Here is a 19,353-nt window from a genome sequence, read left to right as displayed (position 1 = left end):
CTGTGCACTTCAATTAAAAAAGGACTCAGCTAAGCCCTTTTCAGAATGCCTTCTATTGTTCTTCTGAGGCTTTATCGTCCTTATCCACCTCATCGTCATTCAATGTTTCACCGGAAGGATCTTCATTAAGCGTACCCTCATTATCTTCTTCATCTGCTTTGTCTTCATTCATGGAATCTTCGTTATTCGACTCTTCATTCATAGTGCTTTCATCTTGAGAAGTATCCTGCTGTTCCACGTTATTAGCTTCATCTTCGGCACCTTCATCATTTCCACAACCAGCTAAAACCAAGCCTGCACTCAGCGGTAAAGTTAGTAATAAATTTCTTATTTTCATTAACAATCTCTCCTTTGAAGTGTGTCTGTAAGTGCTTAGTTCTTGTTTACCACGAATAGATTATGATAAACAAATGAGTGAGATTTTGGAAATAAACCCTTTGTTATCCAATGAAAAAAGCGTGCTGTCGCACGCCAAAATAATACTTCCTAATGAACCATCCGGTCATGATCCTTCCAGTATTCTTTTCGGAGCACAACCTTTTGGATTTTTCCTGAAGCGGTCTTAGGTAACTCCTTTGCAAAGGTAATACTCTTCGGTGCTTTGAAGTGGGCAAGCTTTTCTCTGCTGAATTCGATAAGATCCTTTTCCGTTAAGCTGTGACCCTCCCTGATAACAACGACTGCATGGGGCACTTCTCCCCAACGCTCATGGGGGATGGCTACGACCGCTGCTTCGAGGACACTGTCATGTTCATAGAGAGCCCCCTCTACTTCAATGGAAGAGATGTTTTCTCCTCCGCTGATGATGACGTCTTTCATTCGGTCGACAATTTCAATGAAGCCCTTCTCGTCGACCGTCGCCATATCACCTGTATGCAGCCATCCATCTCGAATGGCTTGATTGGTTGCTTCGGGGTTTTTAAAATATCCTTCCATCACGGTATTCGTTCTTGTCACGATTTCTCCAATCGCTTTCCCGTTACGGGGCACTTCATTACCGAGCTCATCCACTACTTTTACCTTGCTGCCAATCATACTGTAGCCGGCTTTCGCCTTTAACCGGTATTTTTCTTCCTTTGGTCGGTCCTGTTCGGAAGATCTCAGGATGGATGTAGTGATAAGTGGTGATATTTCAGTCATTCCGTACACCTGGATAAACTCCCACTTTAGATCCTCTTCTACCTTTCGGACAAATGCTGGTGGAGGAGCCGAACCCGCAATGACAACCCTTACATCTTGTCCGATCGTCCGCTCCCTGTTCGGATAGTTCTCCAGAAGCATATTCAGAACAGTCGGCGCCATATGCATAACCGTTACGCCGTGCTTCTCGACTTTATCTAAAATCATCTCAGGGTCTACTTTTCTGAGCATCACCTGGGTCGCACCGTTGGCAGTATAATAGAAAGGTGAACCCCAGCCATTCACATGAAACATGGGCAGGACATGGAGTAACGTGTCGCGATCCGAAACCCGTAAATGATGCATGGATGATAGAGCATGCAAATAATTGGACCTGTGGGTGAGGAGCACTCCCTTCGGATCTCCTGTCGTCCCACTCGTATATAATAAAGAAGCGATATCGGTTTCTTCCAAGTCTACGCGATCGAAAGCTTCGTCGCTGAATGAACCGCGCCACTCGTCATAGCCGGGATGTCCATCTATTGACTCACCATGGATCACAATATGCTTTAAATCCGGCACATTAGACAGAATCGGCTGCACCAGCGGATAAAGTTCCTCATCCACAAATAATGCTTTGCTCTCACTATGAGTCAGGATAAATAGATAATCCGCAGGTTTTAAGCGCGTATTAAGTGGTGTCATGATCCCTCCGACACTATAGACCCCATAGAACCCCTCCAGCATCTCTGCGGTATTGGGAGCTAAATACGCAACCTTGTCCCCTTTTTCAATCCCAAATTCCTGTAGCCCCCGGGATAGTTGATTCACGCGGGCATTCAGCTGCTTATACGTCAAACGCTTCACATCATCAATAATCGCTATCTTCTCTCCATATTGTTCGACTGCCCGATCTAAAAAATCCGTTAACACTAAAGGTACATGCATATGTACAACCCATCCCTTCTGTTCGTTAATGACTATTTATATTCATTATTTTAGCAGATCCGGGATATTAGTTGGGAATATTCTGAAATTTTATATAATGAGATACTGATTTATAGGGGAGGGCCGTATATTGATGAAAGATGTTCTATAAAAAAAGCATGACGACACATTGGTCACCATGCTTTTTGAGTTAGCGGCCTCTTCTATTTAAAGAGGATTTACCCTGGCTGTTTCTTTTACCGCTGGAGTCGTTTCTTCTTGGTTTGCCGGAATCACTTGATCTGGATTGTCTGCCTCTTGAGGGACTGGCGGAGTCTCCTCCACGTCGGGATGATGATTCTTCCCTTCTCGATCGACGACTGCGTGGCGAATCACCACCGTCACTGTTACGAGACCGGCCACTACGTGGAGACCTTGCTTTACGCTCTTTATTCGCTTGGATATTCTTTTCACGTCTATCCTTCGCACTTTCATTTGATCCCTTATGGACATCGGCGGTTTCCTTAGAAGGAGCCACCTCCACGACACGACGAGGCAATGAACGGCCAATGCCTTTTTCAATCATCTCAAGATCCTGCTTGTCCTTCAGTGCAACAAAGGTAATGGCAAGTCCATCTTTTCCGGCACGACCTGTACGTCCGATTCTGTGAATATAGCTTTCCACATCTTGAGGGATATCATAATTGAACACATGAGTGACTCCTTCAACGTCAAGACCACGAGCAGCCACGTCGGTCGCGATAAGAAGCTGAAGTTTCGCGTCCCTGAACTTCTTCATCACTCCTTCTCGTTTCGCTTGAGATAAGTCACCGTGTAGTTCATCCACCAGAAATCCTCTCGTTTTCAGATCACCCAGAAGCTTGCTGACCCTTCTTTTCGTTCGGCAGAAAATGATGCCTAAAAACGGTTGAACGTCAAGAATCGTTTGACTGAGGGCATCTAATTTCTGACGATCCGTCGTTTCTACGATTTCCTGCTGTATTTCCTGTACAATCTTTTCTTTTTCGCGAATCTGTACATTATGAGGGTTATTCATATAGCGCTTGCCGATTTTTCGGATATCCTTTGACATCGTCGCAGAAAATAGAGCGGTTTGACGGGTAAACGGAGTCTCGCGAATAATCGCTTCGACTTCATCGAAAAATCCGATATGAAGCATTTGATCCGCTTCATCCAGTACAAGGAACGATACGTTTGAAAAGTCCACAGTCTCCCGACGAACGTGATCAAGTAAACGACCAGGTGTCCCAATCACGATATGAATCGCTTTATTCTTCAGTCGCTTGATCTGCTTCTCAACATCTTGGCCGCCGTACACAGCTAACACATTTATGTCATCTTCCGTAGAAGAAAGAATCTGATTCAACTCCGCGGTTACTTGAATTGCGAGCTCCCGCGTCGGAGTCACAATAAGAGATTGGATCTCATCTCTCGCTGGATCAATTTTGGAAAGCATAGGCAGGAGAAAAGCCATCGTTTTTCCCGTTCCTGTCTGTGCCTGCCCGATCACATCTTCACCATTTAATAAAACAGGTATGGTTTCGCTCTGGATCGGTGTTGGTTCTGAAATCGATTGTTCTTTTAACGCATTGACGTACTTAGGTTGGATTCCTAAGGAAGTAAAATCATTCAATGGGGTCACCTCTTTGTTCCCATTATACCCTTATCTCTCTTTAGAAAATAGGGCACTGTGTTATAATGGGAAAATCGTAAAATGAAATGAGGAATATGATGTTACCATTTGAAGATAAATTAACCATTATAGAAGAGTTTCCTGAGCTTACACGTAAAAACGTTTCATTGAATAGGGTGAATTTCCACTTTGAAGAAAGTCTCTATGAAAAGACGACTGTGGTATATCACCTGCATCCGAACGGAAACGGTTTTGTTTATACGGGGAGTCTTCCTGACTATAAAGCCAATCAAAAAGGACTCGTGAACATCCGTGATTTCTCGGGTGACGAACTGCGTGACATCATTCGGGCATCCATTGATCATCTGGCTACGGAAGAAGAAATCGTGCCGCCCGTCGAACAGATGTGGAAAGATACTGAAGGTCATTCCCTCATGCTGATCGAAGAAGATGACCGCTGGAATATTTATGCCGGTGATAACCTGGAAGACAGCTTTGGCGGGTATGATGAAGCTGCGTTGTATTTGCGTGAAGAAGGGTTTCGCAGACGGTAATAAGAGGCAGCTTCACGCTTTTCTTGAAAAAGGACGGATTCTTTATCGATTCGTCCTTTTTTGATGGATTATTGCGCTGCATCTGTCATGGGGGAGCGTCCACTTGTGAGAATCCAGGTGAAATTGTGAGGAATCCAGCTTGGTTTTTGTGAGAATACAGGTGAAATTGTGAGGAATCCAGTTGAATTGGTGAAGAATCCAGTTGAATTGGTGAAGAATCAAGCCGGTTTTTGTGAGAATCCAGCCGTTATTGTGAAGAATCCGGCCGTTTTCTCTCATAATCCAGCCGGTTTTGCTAATAATCCGGCCGATTCCGGGAAAAATCCAGCCACTTTACTATTATTACCAAATAGTACTCCAACTCTTATCCCCCCTGTCGATCGTCGTTTGGGAATCATCTCTGTTGCTCGGATATGCGTATATGCATGTGTATGCCTCATCAAGAATCGCATTTACCTTCTCTTATCAAAAGGTGGCATCCAAACGGTTTATTGCTGTAAACTCTAACTATAGATGACTATTGGCAAACAGGATCTATAAGAAGGATCGCAGTCACCGTGGCATCCATTGTCTTCATGTGGAATGCTAAAAATAACGACTCAAACAATACATTTGAATTCATAGAGGAGTGTTGATAAATGAAAGTATTAGCCCTTTTAGGAAGCACACGAAAAAACGGCAACTCAGAATACCTTGCAAAAAAAATCGTAGAAGGAACCGATCACACTGTCGTATCTCTTACGGACCTGCATATTGAACCGATTGAAGACTTAAGACACTCTGAAGGTGGATTCTCTCCAGTCGATGATGATTACGAAAAACTCGTTCAATTAATAGAAGAGCATGACGTATTACTATTTGCTACACCTCTTTATTGGTACGGAATGAGCGGTCCCATGAAAAACTTCTTCGACCGCTGGAGTCAGTACCTGCGCGATGAGCGCTTTAACTTAAAAGAAGAGCTTACGAAGAAGAAAGCATATGTAGTGATTACCGGTGGAAGCTCAGCAAAGATTAAAGGCCTTCCCCTCGTACAGCAGTTCAATTACATCTTTGAATTCGTGAACATGGAATTTGCAGATTATATGATCGGTGCCGGAGTGAAGCCTGGAGAGATTGTGAATGACATAGCAGCCCTTGAAAAAGCTGAGCGTTGGAATGCATTATTTAAATAATGGATGATCCCTTTAAGGGGTCATTTTTTTTTTAATTTTACCTGATAAGGAAACATTATAAGCAAAATTCTTTATGGAGGCGCTCTATGGATTTTCCGACAATACACACAAACGTCTGGGACGCTGTCATCGCGATTCCTGTGATTATCATCCTCACCCAGCTCATTAAAGTTTTCTTTAAACCTCATGCCTTTTTAGTACCGAATATTGCCGTTATTCTTGGCTTGCTTATCTCTATTTTCATCAGTCATAAAGGACACCTTGCTACGGGAATTTTCATGGGGTTCTTCTATGGGTACGCTGCGATCGGGAATTATGCTTCATTGAAGACTTCACTATTGACTTTCCGGGGGGAGAAGGAGGATGCTCCATGAGGGGCGTTAAGTCGTATCTTTTATCTTTGGTTGAGCCAGTTGTTGATAGGTTCATTTTCTGTAAAATCTTACGAGTCGCTGAAGGGGATTCCAATTGTAAAAACTCCCTCGCTTCCCTGTTCGTAATAGAAGGCCGGATAAGAAAAGCATAATCTCTTAACGAATAAACATGAGCATCTTTTTGTACTGTTTTACAGCTGCGGCATCTCCAAGTACCACCCATTCTCTCCATTGGTGCGGATTCACACTGAACACAATAGACACCACAAATAATATCTGTTTGTGAAACGTTAAATTGATGAAGAACATCATACGTTTGAGGTGTATGGTGTTTAAGAAGAAGCTTGGTCATTTTGGATAATTCTTTAGGAGTTAATGAAGGGATTGGATAAAAGTGTGTGTAGCTTTCAATTTTGAAGGGAAGCTTCGCACTTCTTACCAGCCTTTGAGTCACCTGCTCTTCCGTGGTGTTTTTTATTTGAGTATGGGGATTCGTAAGTACTACCAGGTGCTCTATTGGTACAGTAGGACATTTATTTTCCATTAACCATCTTTCAAGCTCCACCTTCTGTCTGTACGCTTGCAGGATTGGATCTGGAAACACTTCTGTTTTACCATTTAACGTTCGAATCATTTGATTGAAGTTTGTATCGATATAGATATCTCCAGCAATGTTTTTCACTTCTAAAATAAGAATAAAATGTCTATGAAGGATTAACGTATCAATTTGAATGAAGGAAGATTTGATTTGTAGACGAAGATCATGAAGGATAACATACTCTTTATCAGGAAGATTGTTCAAATAGTAGTCTAATGATAACTCACCACTATACCCAGCCTTGAATTTACCTAGTTGAGACTCTATTTCAAGTCTTCTCACAAAGTATTTTGACAATCGCCTTAAAAGGGCTTCAAGCTTTGAGATGATAACAGGGGGTTGATGTTCTTTTCCGATCAAATAGATCACTCCTTTAGGTGAATGGGAAGAGTTTCAGTGGGTGACAGAGGTGCTGTTGAAAAAGATCCAACGGTTTTAGGAGACGACGCTGTTTTTGAAGAATTTCAGCCGTTCATGAGGTGGGCAAAGTCTTTCACGGGATTGATCGGGCCGTTTCTGAGGTGGGACGGGGTAATTCAAGAGAGAATCCAGCCGTTTTTGAGGTAGAACGCAGCTTTCAAGAGATCATCCAGCTGTTTTTAAGATAGAACGCAGCTTTCAAGAGATCATCCAGCCGTTTTTCCGGAAAATCCGGCCGTTTCTGAATAAAATCCGGCCGAAACGTGGAGAAAACCAGCCGTTTTTAAAAGTAATCCGGCCGAAATCACGAAAAATCCAGCCTCTTACCAAATTATAACAAATCCACAACCATGATTCTACAATTTTCTCAAAAAAAAAGATGACCAAAGTCACCCCTACTCTACTCTCTTCTCATACCTTGCAGTCTTCCCAATATCGTGGTTAACGTCTGATCCAACCTCTCCAACTCTTCCCCATCCATCTCTAATCGTTCGAGCAATCGAGTCGGAACACAAGCAGCCTTTTCCTTCATGGCTTCTCCTTTTTGTGTAAGAGAAATCACGACGCTCCGCTCATCTTCAACTGACCGGTGACGCTCGACAAGCCCGTTCGCTTCCATTCTTTTAAGCATCGGAGTTAACGTTCCCGAGTCTAAGAACAATTTACGCCCCAATTCTTTTACAGATGCCGTCCCATCTTCCCAAAGCACTAACAATGCAAGGTATTGCGGATAAGTCACACCGATTTCTTCAAGCAGCCCACGATATAACTTTGTTATTTCCCGCTCTGCTGTATAGATCTTAAAACATATTTGATTTTCTAATAATAATGGATCTTTCATACATGTCGATTCCTTTCTTGAACAAACTAACTTTAGATTATCATACAAAAAAAGATATCAATTATCAAATTTAATTGTACACAACTTAATTGTTGACAACTAAAACCAAAGCCGTTAATATTAGTTTTGTAATATTAAATTACACACAACCAAAACAAGAAAATGAGGAGTGAAAGAAATGGAAGCATTATACACAGCAAAAGCAACAGCAACAGGTGGACGCGCCGGAAAAGTAACAAGCAGTGACGGAGTATTGGATGTCGGACTGGCAATGCCTAAATCACTTGGGGGTTCTGGAGCAGAAGGGGCAACGAATCCTGAACAATTGTTCGCAGCTGGATATGCAGCTTGTTTCGATAGCGCTCTTAACTTAGTGGCTCGTCAAGAAAAGAAAAAGATTGAATCGAAAGTAACAGCTGAAGTTTCCATTGGAAAAGATACAGACGGTGGATTCAAACTCGGCGTTGTGTTATCAGTAGCAGTAAGTGGTGTTGAATTAGATGAAGCGAAGCAATTGGTCGAAAAGGCACATGGAGTTTGCCCATATTCTAAAGCAACAAGTGGCAATATCGATGTTGAATTAAATACTGAATCACTTTAAATAATCGCGGATAGGCAATTAACTGCCTATCCCTTTTTTTTCTATAAAAAACGAACATTTGTTCTTGTTTTATTCCAACGGTTTGGACTATAATGAAGAGGTATTAAAATTCATGTGAACCGGAGTGGAGAAATGATGAAACATCAGGCTGCACCTTATTTTAGTTTTAGTGGCGAAGCGAAAGAAGCATTAGACTATTACAAAGAAGTGTTTGAAGGAGAAGTATTGGCCGTTCAGACTTTTGGTGAGGCCGATTACCCAAGTCCACCGGAGATCGCTGATCAAATCATGCATGCTCACTTTAAAAAAGGAGAGCTTTCCTTTATGATGTCAGATAGCTTTCCCGGTCATCAGCCAACGGTAGGAAACAATATATCCCTTGTCCTTGAGCTGGAAAGCGAAGAGGAAATCGATACTTATTACCGTCGGTTAACTGAAAAAGGAACTGTAGTAATGGAACTTCAAGACACGTTCTGGGGCGCTAAATATGGTAAGGTAAAAGATCCTTATGGCATCTGTTGGGACTTGAATTACACGAAAAATTAAACCAGTGGCTACTGCATCCTCACCCTGAATAAATGCAGTAGCCGTTTTTACTGATGCATTTCGATTGAATTTCTTCCGACTGAAATATTTCTTTATCCTCATACAAATTAATCCCACTTTACTTATATGATGCTGGAACCCACTAAGACCCTGCGGTACAAAAATATATGTTTTATCCATGACTCTTAAAGGGAATGGAATATGAACATAATTTAAATATCGCTACTTATTGGGGGAACCAAAATGGATCTGCATAATGGCCGCTTGTATTGGCCAACTACATTAAAAGATAAAAAAAGAAGCTTTGATAAACATTATGATGTAGCCATTATCGGGGGAGGAATGTCCGGGGCATTATGTGCCTATTCACTTACAGAAGCGGGTTTGAACGTTGCAATCATTGAAAAGCGGAGTATGGCTTCAGGGAGTTCATCCGCTAATACAGGATTACTGCAATTTTCCAACGATATCATGCTACATGATCTGATTGATCAAATTGGAGAAAAGAAAGCTGTCCGTTTTTATAAGCTATGTATGGAAGCGATCGGAAACCTTGAACAAGTGGCAATGAATTTACCAGTGTCACCTGAATTTATAAGGAGAAAAAGCATCTACTATGCGAGTACTACCCGACATGTATCTAAACTAAAAAAAGAATATAAAACACTAAAGGAACATGGCTTTCCAGTAGAATATTGGTCTAAAAAAGAAATCAAACAGCGATTGCCTTTTTCAAAACCGGGAGCTTTGATTACCCTTGGAGATGCCGAGGTAAATCCTTACCGATTTGTGAACGGCATAATCGACTATTTAAAGGCAGGTCAAAAGACAACAATCTTTGAAAATCTTGAAGCTGGCTGGGTAGAAGAGGATGCTGACGGTGTCAACATTCATACTTCTGAAGGTATTATTCAGGCATCCCACTTGGTCCATGCAACCGGGTATGAAACCCCTCCGATCGATAAGAAAATTGGCACTGATATCAATCGATCTTATGCCATTGCCACTGAACCCATTGAAGATTTATCCCAATGGCATGAACGAGCTCTGATTTGGGAGACAAAACGTCCTTACTTATATATGCGCACCACAGTGGATAACCGAATCATCGCAGGAGGATTGGATGAAGATCCACCTCACGCACCTCAAAGTGAGAAGAAAATAGAAAAACGCGGAAAACAAATTGAAAAAGAGGTTCAAAAACTATTTCCTGACCTCACTATCAAAATGGACTTTGCGTGGGGAGCAAGCTTCGGAGAGTCATTGGACAACCTCCCTTATATCGGTAAGCATCCTGAAAAAGAACGAACATATTACTTATTAGGATACGGTGGGAACGGCACGGTTTATAGTATGCTTGGGGCTCACATCCTCCGTGACCTCATATTAAACCGTCCAAACCAGGACGCAGACATCGTTAGATTAGACAGGTGAAAATAAGGGACGGACCGTTAAAGGTCCGTCCCTCCCATCACAAGATAATGCTTATCTTTTTTTTGGAGGTGTCCTTCTGTTATCAGCTCTTTTGTGAGACTGGTGACCGTTTCTCTTGTAGAGCCAATGAAGCTTGCGATGTCCTGGTGGGTAAGGGGGACCGTTATTTTCATGAATCTCCCCTGTTTTTCTCCAAAGTTCTTCATGAGGAATGACATGAGATAAAGGATCCTTTCTTTGACGGGTGCGTGCATGATGCGTTCGAGGAACATGTTTCGTTGTTTCATATGTTGATTGAAGGTGAAGAAGAGCTCTGCAAGAAAAGCAGGTTTCGTTACACTTAAGCTATCCAGTTGTTTATGGGAGATGACTGTTAAGATCGTGTCATCGCTAGCTTCTGCATAAACTCCCTCGTCGTCTAAGCTGAAACACGCTATGTTACTGAAGAATTCTCCCTCACCCAGCATGGTGAGGATGATTTTACGTCCATCCTCACTGTTTTTATATAGCTTTACTTTCCCTGTTTGAATCCTGTACAGATTTTTACTAAGTGAAAAAGGTTGAAAGATTACTTCTTTTATTGAGTAGTTTACGAGCTTTCCAGGAAGATCACTGATGGCTGAAGCAGATCGTACTGAGGTTGCTCTATTCAAGACGACTCCCCCTCCATTTGTTCAAAATGAGAAACGAACTCCCCGTAGCCTTGTTCTTCCAGCTCATCTTTCGGGACAAATCGAAGGGCTGCTGAATTCATGCAATATCTTAAACCTGTTGGCTCTGGACCATCATCGAACACATGACCCAGGTGAGAATCGGCGTGTTTACTCCTTACCTCCATCCGCACCATGAATAGCGTGCGATCTTCCACTTCAACAATGTTCTCCTCAACTAGGGGCCTAGTGAAACTGGGCCAGCCGGTCCCGCTTTTATATTTATCTTTTGAGCTGAAAAGAGGCTCTCCTGAAACGATATCCACATAGATCCCTTCTTCTTTGTTGTCCCAGTATTCATTATCAAATGCTTTCTCGGTCCCGTCTTCCTGGGTCACTTTGTATTGGATATCTGTAAGTCTATCTTTTAATTCTTCGTCTGTGTAGGAAGGATAAAGGGGCTTCGTATCCAGCTTGATGTTCCGGTCTTCTCCCCAAGCTTCATCAAGGAAGTCATCCCTTCCTGAGTTGTTTCGGTAAAACTTATAGCTTAATTCATTTTTCTTATAATAATCCTGGTGATATTCTTCCGCTTTGTAAAAGGTTTTAGCAGGTTGGATTTCTGTGACGATTTCTTCTTCAAAGCGCCCAGAGTCTGCTAATTCCTGCTTTGATCGCTGTGCTATATTCTCCTGTTCTTCATTATGATAGAAGATACCACTCACGTATTGTGGGCCCCGATCGACGAATTGGCCACCGTTATCGGTAGGATCGATTTGTCTCCAGTAAACTTTCAATAGCTGCTCATACGTAATGACTTTAGGATTATATTCAATTTGAACGGCTTCCACATGTCCTGTCTGTTTCGTAGATACTTCATCATAGGTTGGATTCTTTTCCTCACCGCCTGTGTATCCGGAAATGACGGAATACACGCCATCCAGTTTTTCAAAAGGTGGTTCCATACACCAGAAGCATCCTCCTGCAAAGGTCGCAACCGCATGTTCTTCATCCACCATATCCAGCTTTACCGGCTCACTTCCCAATGACTTCTGGGTCATGCTTGCATACAGTTTAGGACCGAAAAAAGCCGCCAGACTCAATAGGAGTACCAGGCCGATTCCCATCATCACTTTTTTCATCGTCTCTCCTCCTTACTTATTTCTAAAGGTAACCTGAACCAAAAGGTGCTGCCCGACTTACCATCACTTTCGACTCCGATATCCCCACCATGAAGTTCAACAATTTCTTTGCAGATGGAAAGTCCTAATCCAGACCCTCCACTTGCTTTATTTCGAGACTTCTCCACCCGGTAAAAACGTTGAAAAATCGATCCCTGCTCTTCAAGAGGAACTCCTTTTCCTTCGTCTGTAACCGAAAACCTCATCATCCCCCCACCTTTGACAGCCCTAATATACAGCGTCGTTTGGTCAGGCGAAAAGGATAATGCGTTTTGTATTAAGTTGGTCATCACCCTTTTTATTTGAACAGGCATTAAAGAAACAAGGGGCAAAAGGTCATCATATTCCACTTTCACTTCAACATGCTTCTCTTGTAAAACCCGTTCAAACTGCTGAATGGTTTCGATCAGGAGTTTATCGATTGGTGTCGGATGTGGATTCCATGGCAACTTCCTGTTTTCCAACTGTGAAAATTCCAATACCTCTTCAATTAAATGACCCAGTTTTTCTGTTTCTGACAAAATGGTTTCGTAATATCTCTTTCGCGCTTCCTGATCTTCGATAATGTCATCGTTTAAAGCAGCAACAAAGGAATGAATCGATGATAAAGGTGTTCTGAGATCATGGGAAACATTCGCGATCAGTTCACTCTTGAACTTCTCTGATTCCCTTATTTCGTCGAACATTGCTTCTATTTTAGTGGACATATGATTAAAGTTAGCAGCGAGCTCTTTGATTTCCTGAGGTCCGCCTTCTGTCACCTTCACATCAAAGTCACCTTTAGCCATCCGCTCTGCTTCTTTGCTCATCTGCTTTACAGATTTTAACAAAGGCGATGTGATCATCAAATTCACTGCAAAGGAAAGGATCCCCGCCCCAAGTGTAATAAGGGAAAGCAGGATGATGATATTGGTTGAGATAAACATCTGAACATACGAGATTGTGAGAAATACTAAGATTACGGAGAGAGAAATCGTGTTGGCTAAAATAAGGAGGGTTCTAATTTTCATAGTGCTGCTGCCCCTCAAACTTATAACCTATTCCCCACACGGTTTTTATCCATTGCGGCTCAGAAGGATCTTCCTCTATCTTTTCTCTTAACCTGCGAATATGAACATTGATCGTATTGGCATCACCCAGATATTCATACCCCCATAAGGTTTCGAGCAGTTGGGACTTGGAGAACACCTGTGAAGGATGCTCTGCTAACAGGGTTAATAAATCGAATTCTTTCACAGTCATGTCAATTTCTTTCCCGGCCGCGACTACTTTTCGTTTATCTCGATCAATAAGTAAGTCTTTCCACTTAAGAACTTCCCTTTGAGCTTCCCGTTTTGGAGTGGAATTGGTCCTTCTTAATACGTTTTTGACACGGAGCAATAATTCCCGTGGACTGAAAGGTTTGGTGACATAGTCATCCGCACCTATGGTCAACCCATAAATCCGATCCTTCTCCTGTCCCAGAGCTGTCAGCATGATGATGGGGGTATCACTGTCTTCCCTGATCTTTTCAGCTGCCTGCCACCCATCCATTTCAGGCATCATAATATCCAGGATCACGATGTCCGGTTGGAATGTATGGTACCGTTGGATTGCTTCAATACCGTTAGAAGCAGTACTCACTTCATACCCATCCCTCATGAGATACCGAGCGCATACATCCACAATATTTTCTTCATCATCTACTAACAGGACTTTGTTTACCATGGTTTACTCTCCTTTACATCGCCTTACCTAATTCAGCACGACCGAAATCCACATTAAATTGTTTACACCATATCACAATCTCCATTCCTGATGATGCAGAATGATCTCCTGGAATCTCGTAATTTTGATTGCCTATGTTCCCCTTCAATTTACCCAGGGAAATTCCTTCTTTGGTTTTCTGACCTTCCTCTACTAAGTAAACGTAAAGATCCGGTCCATTGGTCACTTCAAAATTTTCCAATCGGATATTTTTATCTGATATACTCACTATCCCTTTTGCCTCGTGATTTTCATCTGCTCCCTGAAAGGTTCCGACTAATTCATTTATTTTCATTGTATCGTTTGTCATTTCGTCTGGCGAAGATGAATCGGTTTCTTTCATAGTATGCTCTCCCTGGTCTTTCATAATGGATCCGGAAGACGATGAAACTGGCTCTTCGTTCACGACCTTATCCATAAACAATGGGGAGATCAGCCACCATCCTACTCCCAAAGCTCCTGCTATAGCTATTCCCATCATCCATCTTTTCATTGAATCATCCCCTCACTATGATTAACGATAGTTTACTAAACAAACCTTATGGATTTTTAACGGAAATCTTAATTATTTCTTAAATGTGGCGCCGACTTCATTTTGGACAGTCACAAGCTAATCTGAGATAGTTAAAGATATCGAATGAAAAGGAGCAAAATCCATGCTACTATTTATATTTTTGCTGATCGCTATGATTGTGATTGCCTTCCTGGTTCTCCGATTCTACCCCGCATTTGGCAAGAAGCCTTCCCTTGAACGCGTTCAATCATCACCTCAGCATTCAAAAGGCTCATTTAAAAATCCCATTCCAACCTCTATGGATACCAGCTTTTCCACGTCTCTTACAATGATTCGGGATCTTATGAAAAGAACTGGTAACCGTAAACCTGATCGCGATATTCCAAGTGTTGGATTTCCGTCCTTTGACCATCCTCATTCCGTCACGAATGTAACCTGGTTTGGACATTCAGCTTCTCTCGTTGAAATGGATGGAAAAAGACTACTTCTTGATCCAATGTTTGGTCGTGCGCCATCCCCGTTTCCATGGATAGGAGGAAAACGGTATAGCAAAGAGCTTCCTTTTGAAAAAGATGAACTGCCTTCCATCGATGCTGTAGTTTTTTCCCATGATCATTACGATCATCTCGATTATGGCACCATTCGAAAGCTTCGAGGCAAAGTGAAGCAGTTTTTTGTTCCCATCGGAGTAGGGAGTCATCTTGAGAGATGGGGAATCCATTCTGATCACATTACAGAGCTTGATTGGTGGGACGAGGTTGAGTGGAATGGTCTTACTCTTGCTTGTACCCCGGCAAGACATTTTTCCGGCAGAAGCTTACATGATCGTAATGCTACCTTGTGGTGTTCATGGTGTCTCATCGGGAACTCCTCCAAAATCTTTTTCAGCGGAGATAGTGGATATGGACATCATTTTAAAGAGATTGGCAGTGTATACGGGCCATTCGATTTGACCTTGATGGAATGTGGTCAATATGATCCCAGGTGGGCACCGATTCATATGCTCCCAGAAGAAACTGTACAAGCCCATATTGATGTGAAAGGGAAGCAGCTTTTACCCATTCATTGGGGAGCATTCACGTTATCCTTTCATGAATGGACCGACCCGATCAAACGTGTGACAAAATGCGGTGCAGAACACGGGGTTCCTGTTGTTACTCCAAGGATAGGGGAAACCTTTCTTGCTGGAAATGATTCTTACCCTACATCCAAATGGTGGGAAACAACTTAAATGCATCATGAACAAACGATCGCCTAGTTGTATACACTATCTAAGAACCGTAAAGTAGGCGATTATACTATGAGCAAAGAACAAAAAGCCACATTCGGAGCATGGGTTGCTGCAATCGGAACGGTCATTGCCGCTGTTGGCAGTACCCCTATTAAGAGCATTCCAGAAGATACTTTAAACTCGTTCAATCTCGTAGGAAATGAACTGCAAGCAACAGGAAATGCTTTAGAGGCAGATGCAATAGATGACTTTACCCTGACGAAAGCAGGGAATCAAATTCAAGCTATTGGAAACGTAACCGTTATAGCCGGCATACTCATTAAGTTTAACGATATTACGAAGCAAGAGCTGAACATTAAAGGAAATCTTCTCCAGGCATTAGGGGGAGGGGCTGCACTTGCCGATTCATTTGATGAAGAACATACGTTAGAAGAGCTATATTCGATATACGGTAATCTTCTCCAGATTATTGGTAATTCCCTTCAGGCCATCGCTGGAATCCTCGAATTAAATGAAAGAGACAGCGGTAATATTAATGTGGCGGGAAGCTGGATCCAAGCAGTCGGTGCGATCATTTCCGCATTAGTTCAAACAAAAGAGTCATCCTCATAAAGTTGTTTTACATACTCATTATTTGTTATTTGAGATGTAGAGCAACTAGGTTAGCTGCTCTATATTTAGATAAAGAGGAATTGTGTTCCTCCTACTCAAAAAATCCACATAGGCCTATTTCCCTAAAATCTCTCTATATAGGTTAATGCCCATACCTTTTTGTTTGAGGGCGAATATTCATAACCATAGATAGAGAGGAGGTTTATGCTATGAATGATTTTCACAATACCGGTTATGAAACATTTGTGGATTACAATGATATACGCCGCCCCATCGGACGCGTGGGGTTTGGAAGACCTGGATTCGGCTTCGGAGGATTTGGAAGACGCCCGTTCGGATTTGGATTTAACCCGTTTTTAGGAGGACTTGCTGGTGGACTGCTGGGAGCCGCCCTTTTAAGTCCTATCGGTTATGGTTATGGTTATGGATACGGATATCCACCACCTTATTATGGTTATCCTCCTTATCCCTATTATTATTAATAAATTCATACCAAAAAGGAGCCAGTGCACTTATTCACCGTACACTGGCTCCTCTTTATTAAAACCTTGATTATTCCTATATTGGAGTAGTCACTGCAGATTTTTTGAAGCCTAAAGGACAGCCTCAGCAATGAGCTCATATGATCTTACTTTATCTTCAAACTTGTATACATTGGTAATAATCATAAATTCATCTGTCTGATAGATTTCACTCAGCATATGAAGCTCCTCCCTCACTCTTTGAGGTGTCCCTATAATGGCTCGCTTTCGGTTTTCCTTCACTTTTTCTTTTTCCAACTCTGACAGCGTTCTTGCTTTTACTTCTTCCTTGGAGGGAATTCCCGTGTCTCTTCCCTTTTCTACCGATAACAGCCACAAATCTTGAGTGAGGGCAATTTCTTCAGCTTCTCCTTGCGTTGGAGCACAGACGATAAAGATACAAACATTGCTCTTAGGTTGGGATAAAGACAGGGAAGGCTGAAAATGAGAATGATAATAGTCCAGAGCCCTTTTCCCATTTACAGGATTGATAAAGTGACCATATGTGAAGGCCGTACCCTGCTCAGCAGCCACGCGTGCCCCCCTGTGGGTGATTCCTAATATCCAGGGAAGCGGGGGCCTCGTCACTTTTGGATAAGCCTTGACTGCTTGCTCATCCGAGTGATGTAAATAAGCTTGAAGCGCTTCTACCTGACCCGGAAACTCATTCATACTCTTCTTCAATCCATCCGTCAGAGCCAGACGTGTCTCATACGAACCACCAGGCGACCGGCCGATTCCGAGATCGATTCGATTGGGAAAAAGGGTCTCCAATACATTAAAGTCCTCCGCGATTTTGTAAGGGCTATATTGCGGAAGAAGTACGCCACCGGATCCGACCCGAATCGAACTCGTCATAGAAGCAAGATGAGAAATTAACACTTGAGGAGCAGAACCGACAATCCCATTCGTATTATGATGCTCTGCGACCCAAAAACGTGTATACCCGAGCTCCTCGGTTCGCTGCGCAAGAGTCACCGTATTTTGAAACGCCGTCCGCGCATCCTCCCCCCTCGTAATCACAGACTGATCCAATACACTCAACTTCATTTGATGCCACTCCCCTGCAATCTAGATATCACTTAGTATGTCCCCATCATTATCACACGAATTTCCCATCAAATAAAAAACCTTGCCTGAGGGACGGACCTTGGAACATAAGAGTGCAAACGAATTTTCGTGTTGCAGGATGGATTTAACGCTTTGGAATAAGGCTTTCGATGATAATGTGCAAGAGGGACGGACCTCATTTGAGGTCCGTCCCTCTTGCCTTACAAGCTTAGATAGATTCGGTTGCCTGATGGGTCTTCGGTCAGGAGTTTTCCTCTTTGTTCCTGGATGGTTGCTCCTATGGATTCCAACTGGCGGATGATGGTTGTTCGTTTTTCTTCTGATGGAAAATGTAAGGTGAACCAGTTAAGACCGACACTGTTTTCAGCTGGTCTCGGAGCCCCGACCCCGTTCCAGGTGTTCAGTCCGATATGATGATGGTATCCACCTGTTGATATGAATAGTGCCTGATTTCCAAATCGACTGACTACATCGAAGTCAAGTCCCTCGCCGTAAAATTCTTCAGTTGATTTTAAATCTGAAACATGCAAATGGATATGCCCCATAACGGTGCCGGCAGGAAGCCCATCCCACGATTGTCCATCGGCCTCAGCCAATATTCCCCGTGCATCGATCGGATCGACGGTCATCTCTACTTGATTTCCATTCCATTTCCAGTCAGATGAAGGACGGTCCCTATAAATCTCAATTCCATTTCCATCAGGATCTGATAAATACAGTGCTTCACTAACAAGGTGGTCAGATGACCCCAGTTGTATATTCAGCTTAATAAAATGTTCTAATATTTTTCCAAGATCTGTTCTATTCGGCAACAACAGGGCAAAGTGGTACAAACCTGTTGTTCTGGCCTGCTTAGGTGTCACATCTTCAGGTTGCTCCAGAGATAATAGTGGGTGTATGCCATCTACCGTGAGAGTCGCTCTTTTATCTGTTCCTTCCAACAATTTAAATCCAATTACTTCTTGGTAAAAGTCAAGAGATCGCTCCAAGTTTTCGACTTTTATATTTACTTCCCCAACAAATGTATGTGGTTCTTTATGAAAGTTCATCTTTATTCCTCCCATTCATTCTGACTGTGAAAACTTCTGATCTATTGAGAACAATGACTCCTTAGCCACGACAAAATAGATTGAGATCGCAAGCAGGGCTAAATCCAATTCATATCCTGCCATCTGCCCATTTCCTAAGAAACCAGCAGCTAATTTCACTTTTACGATTGCTCCTGCCATGACGAACGCAAATAGTACTGCAACAATCCGTGTACCAAATCCCAGGATCATCGCCAGTCCGCCGACCAACTCAATGATTGCGACTGCATATGCTGTAAATCCCGGCAGCCCTAAGCTATGAAAGAAACCGGCCGTATTTTCAATCCCTCCCTGAAACTTAGTCAAACCGTGAATAAAAAAGGTGCTTCCTAGAAATATTCTTAAAATAAATGCCCCTATTAAGTGATTCTGTAACATTGTATATTCTTCCTTCCTTTTTGTTATTTTATTAAAGTTAGTTACTTTATGTAACTTATATTATTTTAATAACTATGTACTGTCAAGTAATTAAATTACTAAAATGTTGATGATGTGG

At 42.4% G+C, this 19,353-nt stretch carries 24 protein-coding genes; 11 read left to right on the top strand and 13 right to left on the bottom strand.

Going from position 1 to position 19,353, the window contains the following annotated elements:
* Positions 1 to 52 precede the first annotated feature (52 nt).
* The 3 genes from Q1B03_RS16150 to Q1B03_RS16140 all read right to left on the bottom strand — a co-directional run bounded on the left by Q1B03_RS16150 (position 53) and on the right by Q1B03_RS16140 (position 3,709).
* Complete coding sequence (locus Q1B03_RS16150) at positions 53 to 337, bottom strand: hypothetical protein (RefSeq protein ID WP_299743536.1); 285 nt, start codon at positions 335 to 337, stop codon at positions 53 to 55.
* 149 nt (positions 338 to 486) lie between these two features.
* Positions 487 to 2,067 carry a long-chain-fatty-acid--CoA ligase gene (locus tag Q1B03_RS16145; protein WP_299743534.1) on the bottom strand — a complete coding sequence of 527 codons (1,581 nt, stop codon included), beginning with the start codon at positions 2,065 to 2,067 and terminating at the stop codon, positions 487 to 489.
* Positions 2,068 to 2,257: 190 nt separating this feature from the next.
* Positions 2,258 to 3,709 carry a DEAD/DEAH box helicase gene (locus Q1B03_RS16140; protein ID WP_299743531.1) on the bottom strand — a complete coding sequence of 484 codons (1,452 nt, stop codon included), beginning with the start codon at positions 3,707 to 3,709 and terminating at the stop codon, positions 2,258 to 2,260.
* Positions 3,710 to 3,798: 89 nt separating this feature from the next.
* Between Q1B03_RS16140 and Q1B03_RS16135 the strand changes: the two genes are divergently transcribed.
* The 4 genes from Q1B03_RS16135 (at position 3,799) to Q1B03_RS16120 (ending at position 5,803) form a co-directional block, all read left to right on the top strand.
* Positions 3,799 to 4,254: a hypothetical protein gene (locus tag Q1B03_RS16135; protein WP_299744011.1), complete on the top strand. Its 456-nt coding sequence runs from the start codon at positions 3,799 to 3,801 to the stop codon at positions 4,252 to 4,254.
* Positions 4,255 to 4,422: 168 nt separating this feature from the next.
* Positions 4,423 to 4,761, top strand: a complete 339-nt coding sequence (locus Q1B03_RS16130; protein ID WP_299743529.1) for a hypothetical protein — start codon at positions 4,423 to 4,425, stop codon at positions 4,759 to 4,761.
* A gap of 131 nt (positions 4,762 to 4,892) precedes the next feature.
* On the top strand, positions 4,893 to 5,429 hold the full coding sequence (locus tag Q1B03_RS16125; protein WP_148970101.1) for a flavodoxin family protein: 537 nt from the start codon (positions 4,893 to 4,895) through the stop codon (positions 5,427 to 5,429).
* Between the two features lie 86 nt (positions 5,430 to 5,515).
* Positions 5,516 to 5,803 (top strand): hypothetical protein, encoded by a 288-nt coding sequence (locus tag Q1B03_RS16120; protein ID WP_299743523.1) that lies wholly within the window; start codon positions 5,516 to 5,518, stop codon positions 5,801 to 5,803.
* On the opposite strand, the gene Q1B03_RS16115 is transcribed toward Q1B03_RS16120, so the two are convergent.
* A complete protein-coding gene (locus tag Q1B03_RS16115; protein WP_299743520.1) occupies positions 5,706 to 6,761 on the bottom strand; it encodes a nuclease-related domain-containing protein in 1,056 nt (351 codons plus the stop codon). The two genes, Q1B03_RS16120 and Q1B03_RS16115, sit on opposite strands and share 98 nt — an antisense overlap.
* A gap of 36 nt (positions 6,762 to 6,797) precedes the next feature.
* On the opposite strand from Q1B03_RS16115, the gene Q1B03_RS16110 reads away from it, so the two are divergent.
* Positions 6,798 to 6,968, top strand: coding sequence for a hypothetical protein (locus Q1B03_RS16110; RefSeq protein ID WP_299743517.1), 171 nt, complete (start codon positions 6,798 to 6,800; stop codon positions 6,966 to 6,968).
* A gap of 253 nt (positions 6,969 to 7,221) precedes the next feature.
* Here Q1B03_RS16110 and Q1B03_RS16105 read toward each other — a convergent pair whose 3' ends face one another.
* The gene (locus Q1B03_RS16105; protein WP_299743514.1) at positions 7,222 to 7,662 is read right to left on the bottom strand and encodes a MarR family winged helix-turn-helix transcriptional regulator; all 441 of its coding nucleotides are present in this window, start codon (positions 7,660 to 7,662) and stop codon (positions 7,222 to 7,224) included.
* 178 nt (positions 7,663 to 7,840) lie between these two features.
* Between Q1B03_RS16105 and Q1B03_RS16100 the strand changes: the two genes are divergently transcribed.
* The 3 genes from Q1B03_RS16100 (at position 7,841) to Q1B03_RS16090 (ending at position 10,243) form a co-directional block, all read left to right on the top strand.
* On the top strand, positions 7,841 to 8,263 hold the full coding sequence (locus Q1B03_RS16100; protein ID WP_299743511.1) for an organic hydroperoxide resistance protein: 423 nt from the start codon (positions 7,841 to 7,843) through the stop codon (positions 8,261 to 8,263).
* Positions 8,264 to 8,398: 135 nt separating this feature from the next.
* Positions 8,399 to 8,809, top strand: a complete 411-nt coding sequence (locus Q1B03_RS16095; protein WP_299744009.1) for a VOC family protein — start codon at positions 8,399 to 8,401, stop codon at positions 8,807 to 8,809.
* Between the two features lie 243 nt (positions 8,810 to 9,052).
* A complete protein-coding gene (locus Q1B03_RS16090) occupies positions 9,053 to 10,243 on the top strand; it encodes an FAD-binding oxidoreductase (RefSeq protein WP_299743508.1) in 1,191 nt (396 codons plus the stop codon).
* Between the two features lie 17 nt (positions 10,244 to 10,260).
* On the opposite strand, the gene Q1B03_RS16085 is transcribed toward Q1B03_RS16090, so the two are convergent.
* The 5 genes from Q1B03_RS16085 to Q1B03_RS16065 are packed head-to-tail and all read right to left on the bottom strand — an operon-like array spanning position 10,261 to position 14,313.
* Positions 10,261 to 10,896 (bottom strand): Crp/Fnr family transcriptional regulator, encoded by a 636-nt coding sequence (locus Q1B03_RS16085; protein WP_299743505.1) that lies wholly within the window; start codon positions 10,894 to 10,896, stop codon positions 10,261 to 10,263.
* A complete protein-coding gene (gene msrB / locus Q1B03_RS16080) occupies positions 10,893 to 12,035 on the bottom strand; it encodes a peptide-methionine (R)-S-oxide reductase MsrB (protein ID WP_299743503.1) in 1,143 nt (380 codons plus the stop codon). The genes Q1B03_RS16085 and msrB overlap by 4 nt, the downstream gene beginning before the upstream one ends.
* Positions 12,032 to 13,084, bottom strand: a complete 1,053-nt coding sequence (locus Q1B03_RS16075; RefSeq protein ID WP_299743500.1) for a cell wall metabolism sensor histidine kinase WalK — start codon at positions 13,082 to 13,084, stop codon at positions 12,032 to 12,034. The genes msrB and Q1B03_RS16075 overlap by 4 nt, the downstream gene beginning before the upstream one ends.
* Positions 13,074 to 13,781, bottom strand: coding sequence for a response regulator transcription factor (locus Q1B03_RS16070; protein ID WP_299743497.1), 708 nt, complete (start codon positions 13,779 to 13,781; stop codon positions 13,074 to 13,076). Before Q1B03_RS16070 ends, Q1B03_RS16075 begins: the two co-directional genes overlap by 11 nt.
* 13 nt (positions 13,782 to 13,794) lie before the next feature.
* Positions 13,795 to 14,313, bottom strand: coding sequence for a DM13 domain-containing protein (locus Q1B03_RS16065; RefSeq protein ID WP_299743495.1), 519 nt, complete (start codon positions 14,311 to 14,313; stop codon positions 13,795 to 13,797).
* Positions 14,314 to 14,476: 163 nt separating this feature from the next.
* Between Q1B03_RS16065 and Q1B03_RS16060 the strand changes: the two genes are divergently transcribed.
* From Q1B03_RS16060 to Q1B03_RS16050, 3 genes are all read left to right on the top strand, one after another.
* Positions 14,477 to 15,565, top strand: coding sequence for an MBL fold metallo-hydrolase (locus Q1B03_RS16060; protein ID WP_299743492.1), 1,089 nt, complete (start codon positions 14,477 to 14,479; stop codon positions 15,563 to 15,565).
* 69 nt (positions 15,566 to 15,634) lie between these two features.
* A complete protein-coding gene (locus tag Q1B03_RS16055) occupies positions 15,635 to 16,177 on the top strand; it encodes a DUF6944 family repetitive protein (protein WP_299743489.1) in 543 nt (180 codons plus the stop codon).
* Between the two features lie 209 nt (positions 16,178 to 16,386).
* Positions 16,387 to 16,659, top strand: a complete 273-nt coding sequence (locus Q1B03_RS16050; protein ID WP_299743486.1) for a spore coat protein — start codon at positions 16,387 to 16,389, stop codon at positions 16,657 to 16,659.
* Between the two features lie 111 nt (positions 16,660 to 16,770).
* Here the strand turns inward: Q1B03_RS16050 and Q1B03_RS16045 are convergent, their stop codons facing one another.
* From Q1B03_RS16045 to Q1B03_RS16035, 3 genes are all read right to left on the bottom strand, one after another.
* Positions 16,771 to 17,748, bottom strand: a complete 978-nt coding sequence (locus Q1B03_RS16045; RefSeq protein WP_299743483.1) for an LLM class flavin-dependent oxidoreductase — start codon at positions 17,746 to 17,748, stop codon at positions 16,771 to 16,773.
* 221 nt (positions 17,749 to 17,969) lie between these two features.
* Positions 17,970 to 18,818, bottom strand: coding sequence for a VOC family protein (locus tag Q1B03_RS16040; RefSeq protein WP_299743479.1), 849 nt, complete (start codon positions 18,816 to 18,818; stop codon positions 17,970 to 17,972).
* A 15-nt stretch (positions 18,819 to 18,833) separates the two neighbouring features.
* A complete protein-coding gene (locus Q1B03_RS16035; RefSeq protein WP_299743476.1) occupies positions 18,834 to 19,235 on the bottom strand; it encodes a DoxX family protein in 402 nt (133 codons plus the stop codon).
* Between the last annotated feature and the right edge of the window lie 118 nt (positions 19,236 to 19,353).

The sequence above is a fragment of the uncultured Rossellomorea sp. genome (assembly GCF_947488365.1).
Taxonomy (GTDB): Bacteria; Bacillota; Bacilli; order Bacillales; family Bacillaceae_B; genus Rossellomorea.
Note: the sequence above shows the minus strand (reverse complement) of the source record. Positions and strands in the feature narration are given on the sequence as shown.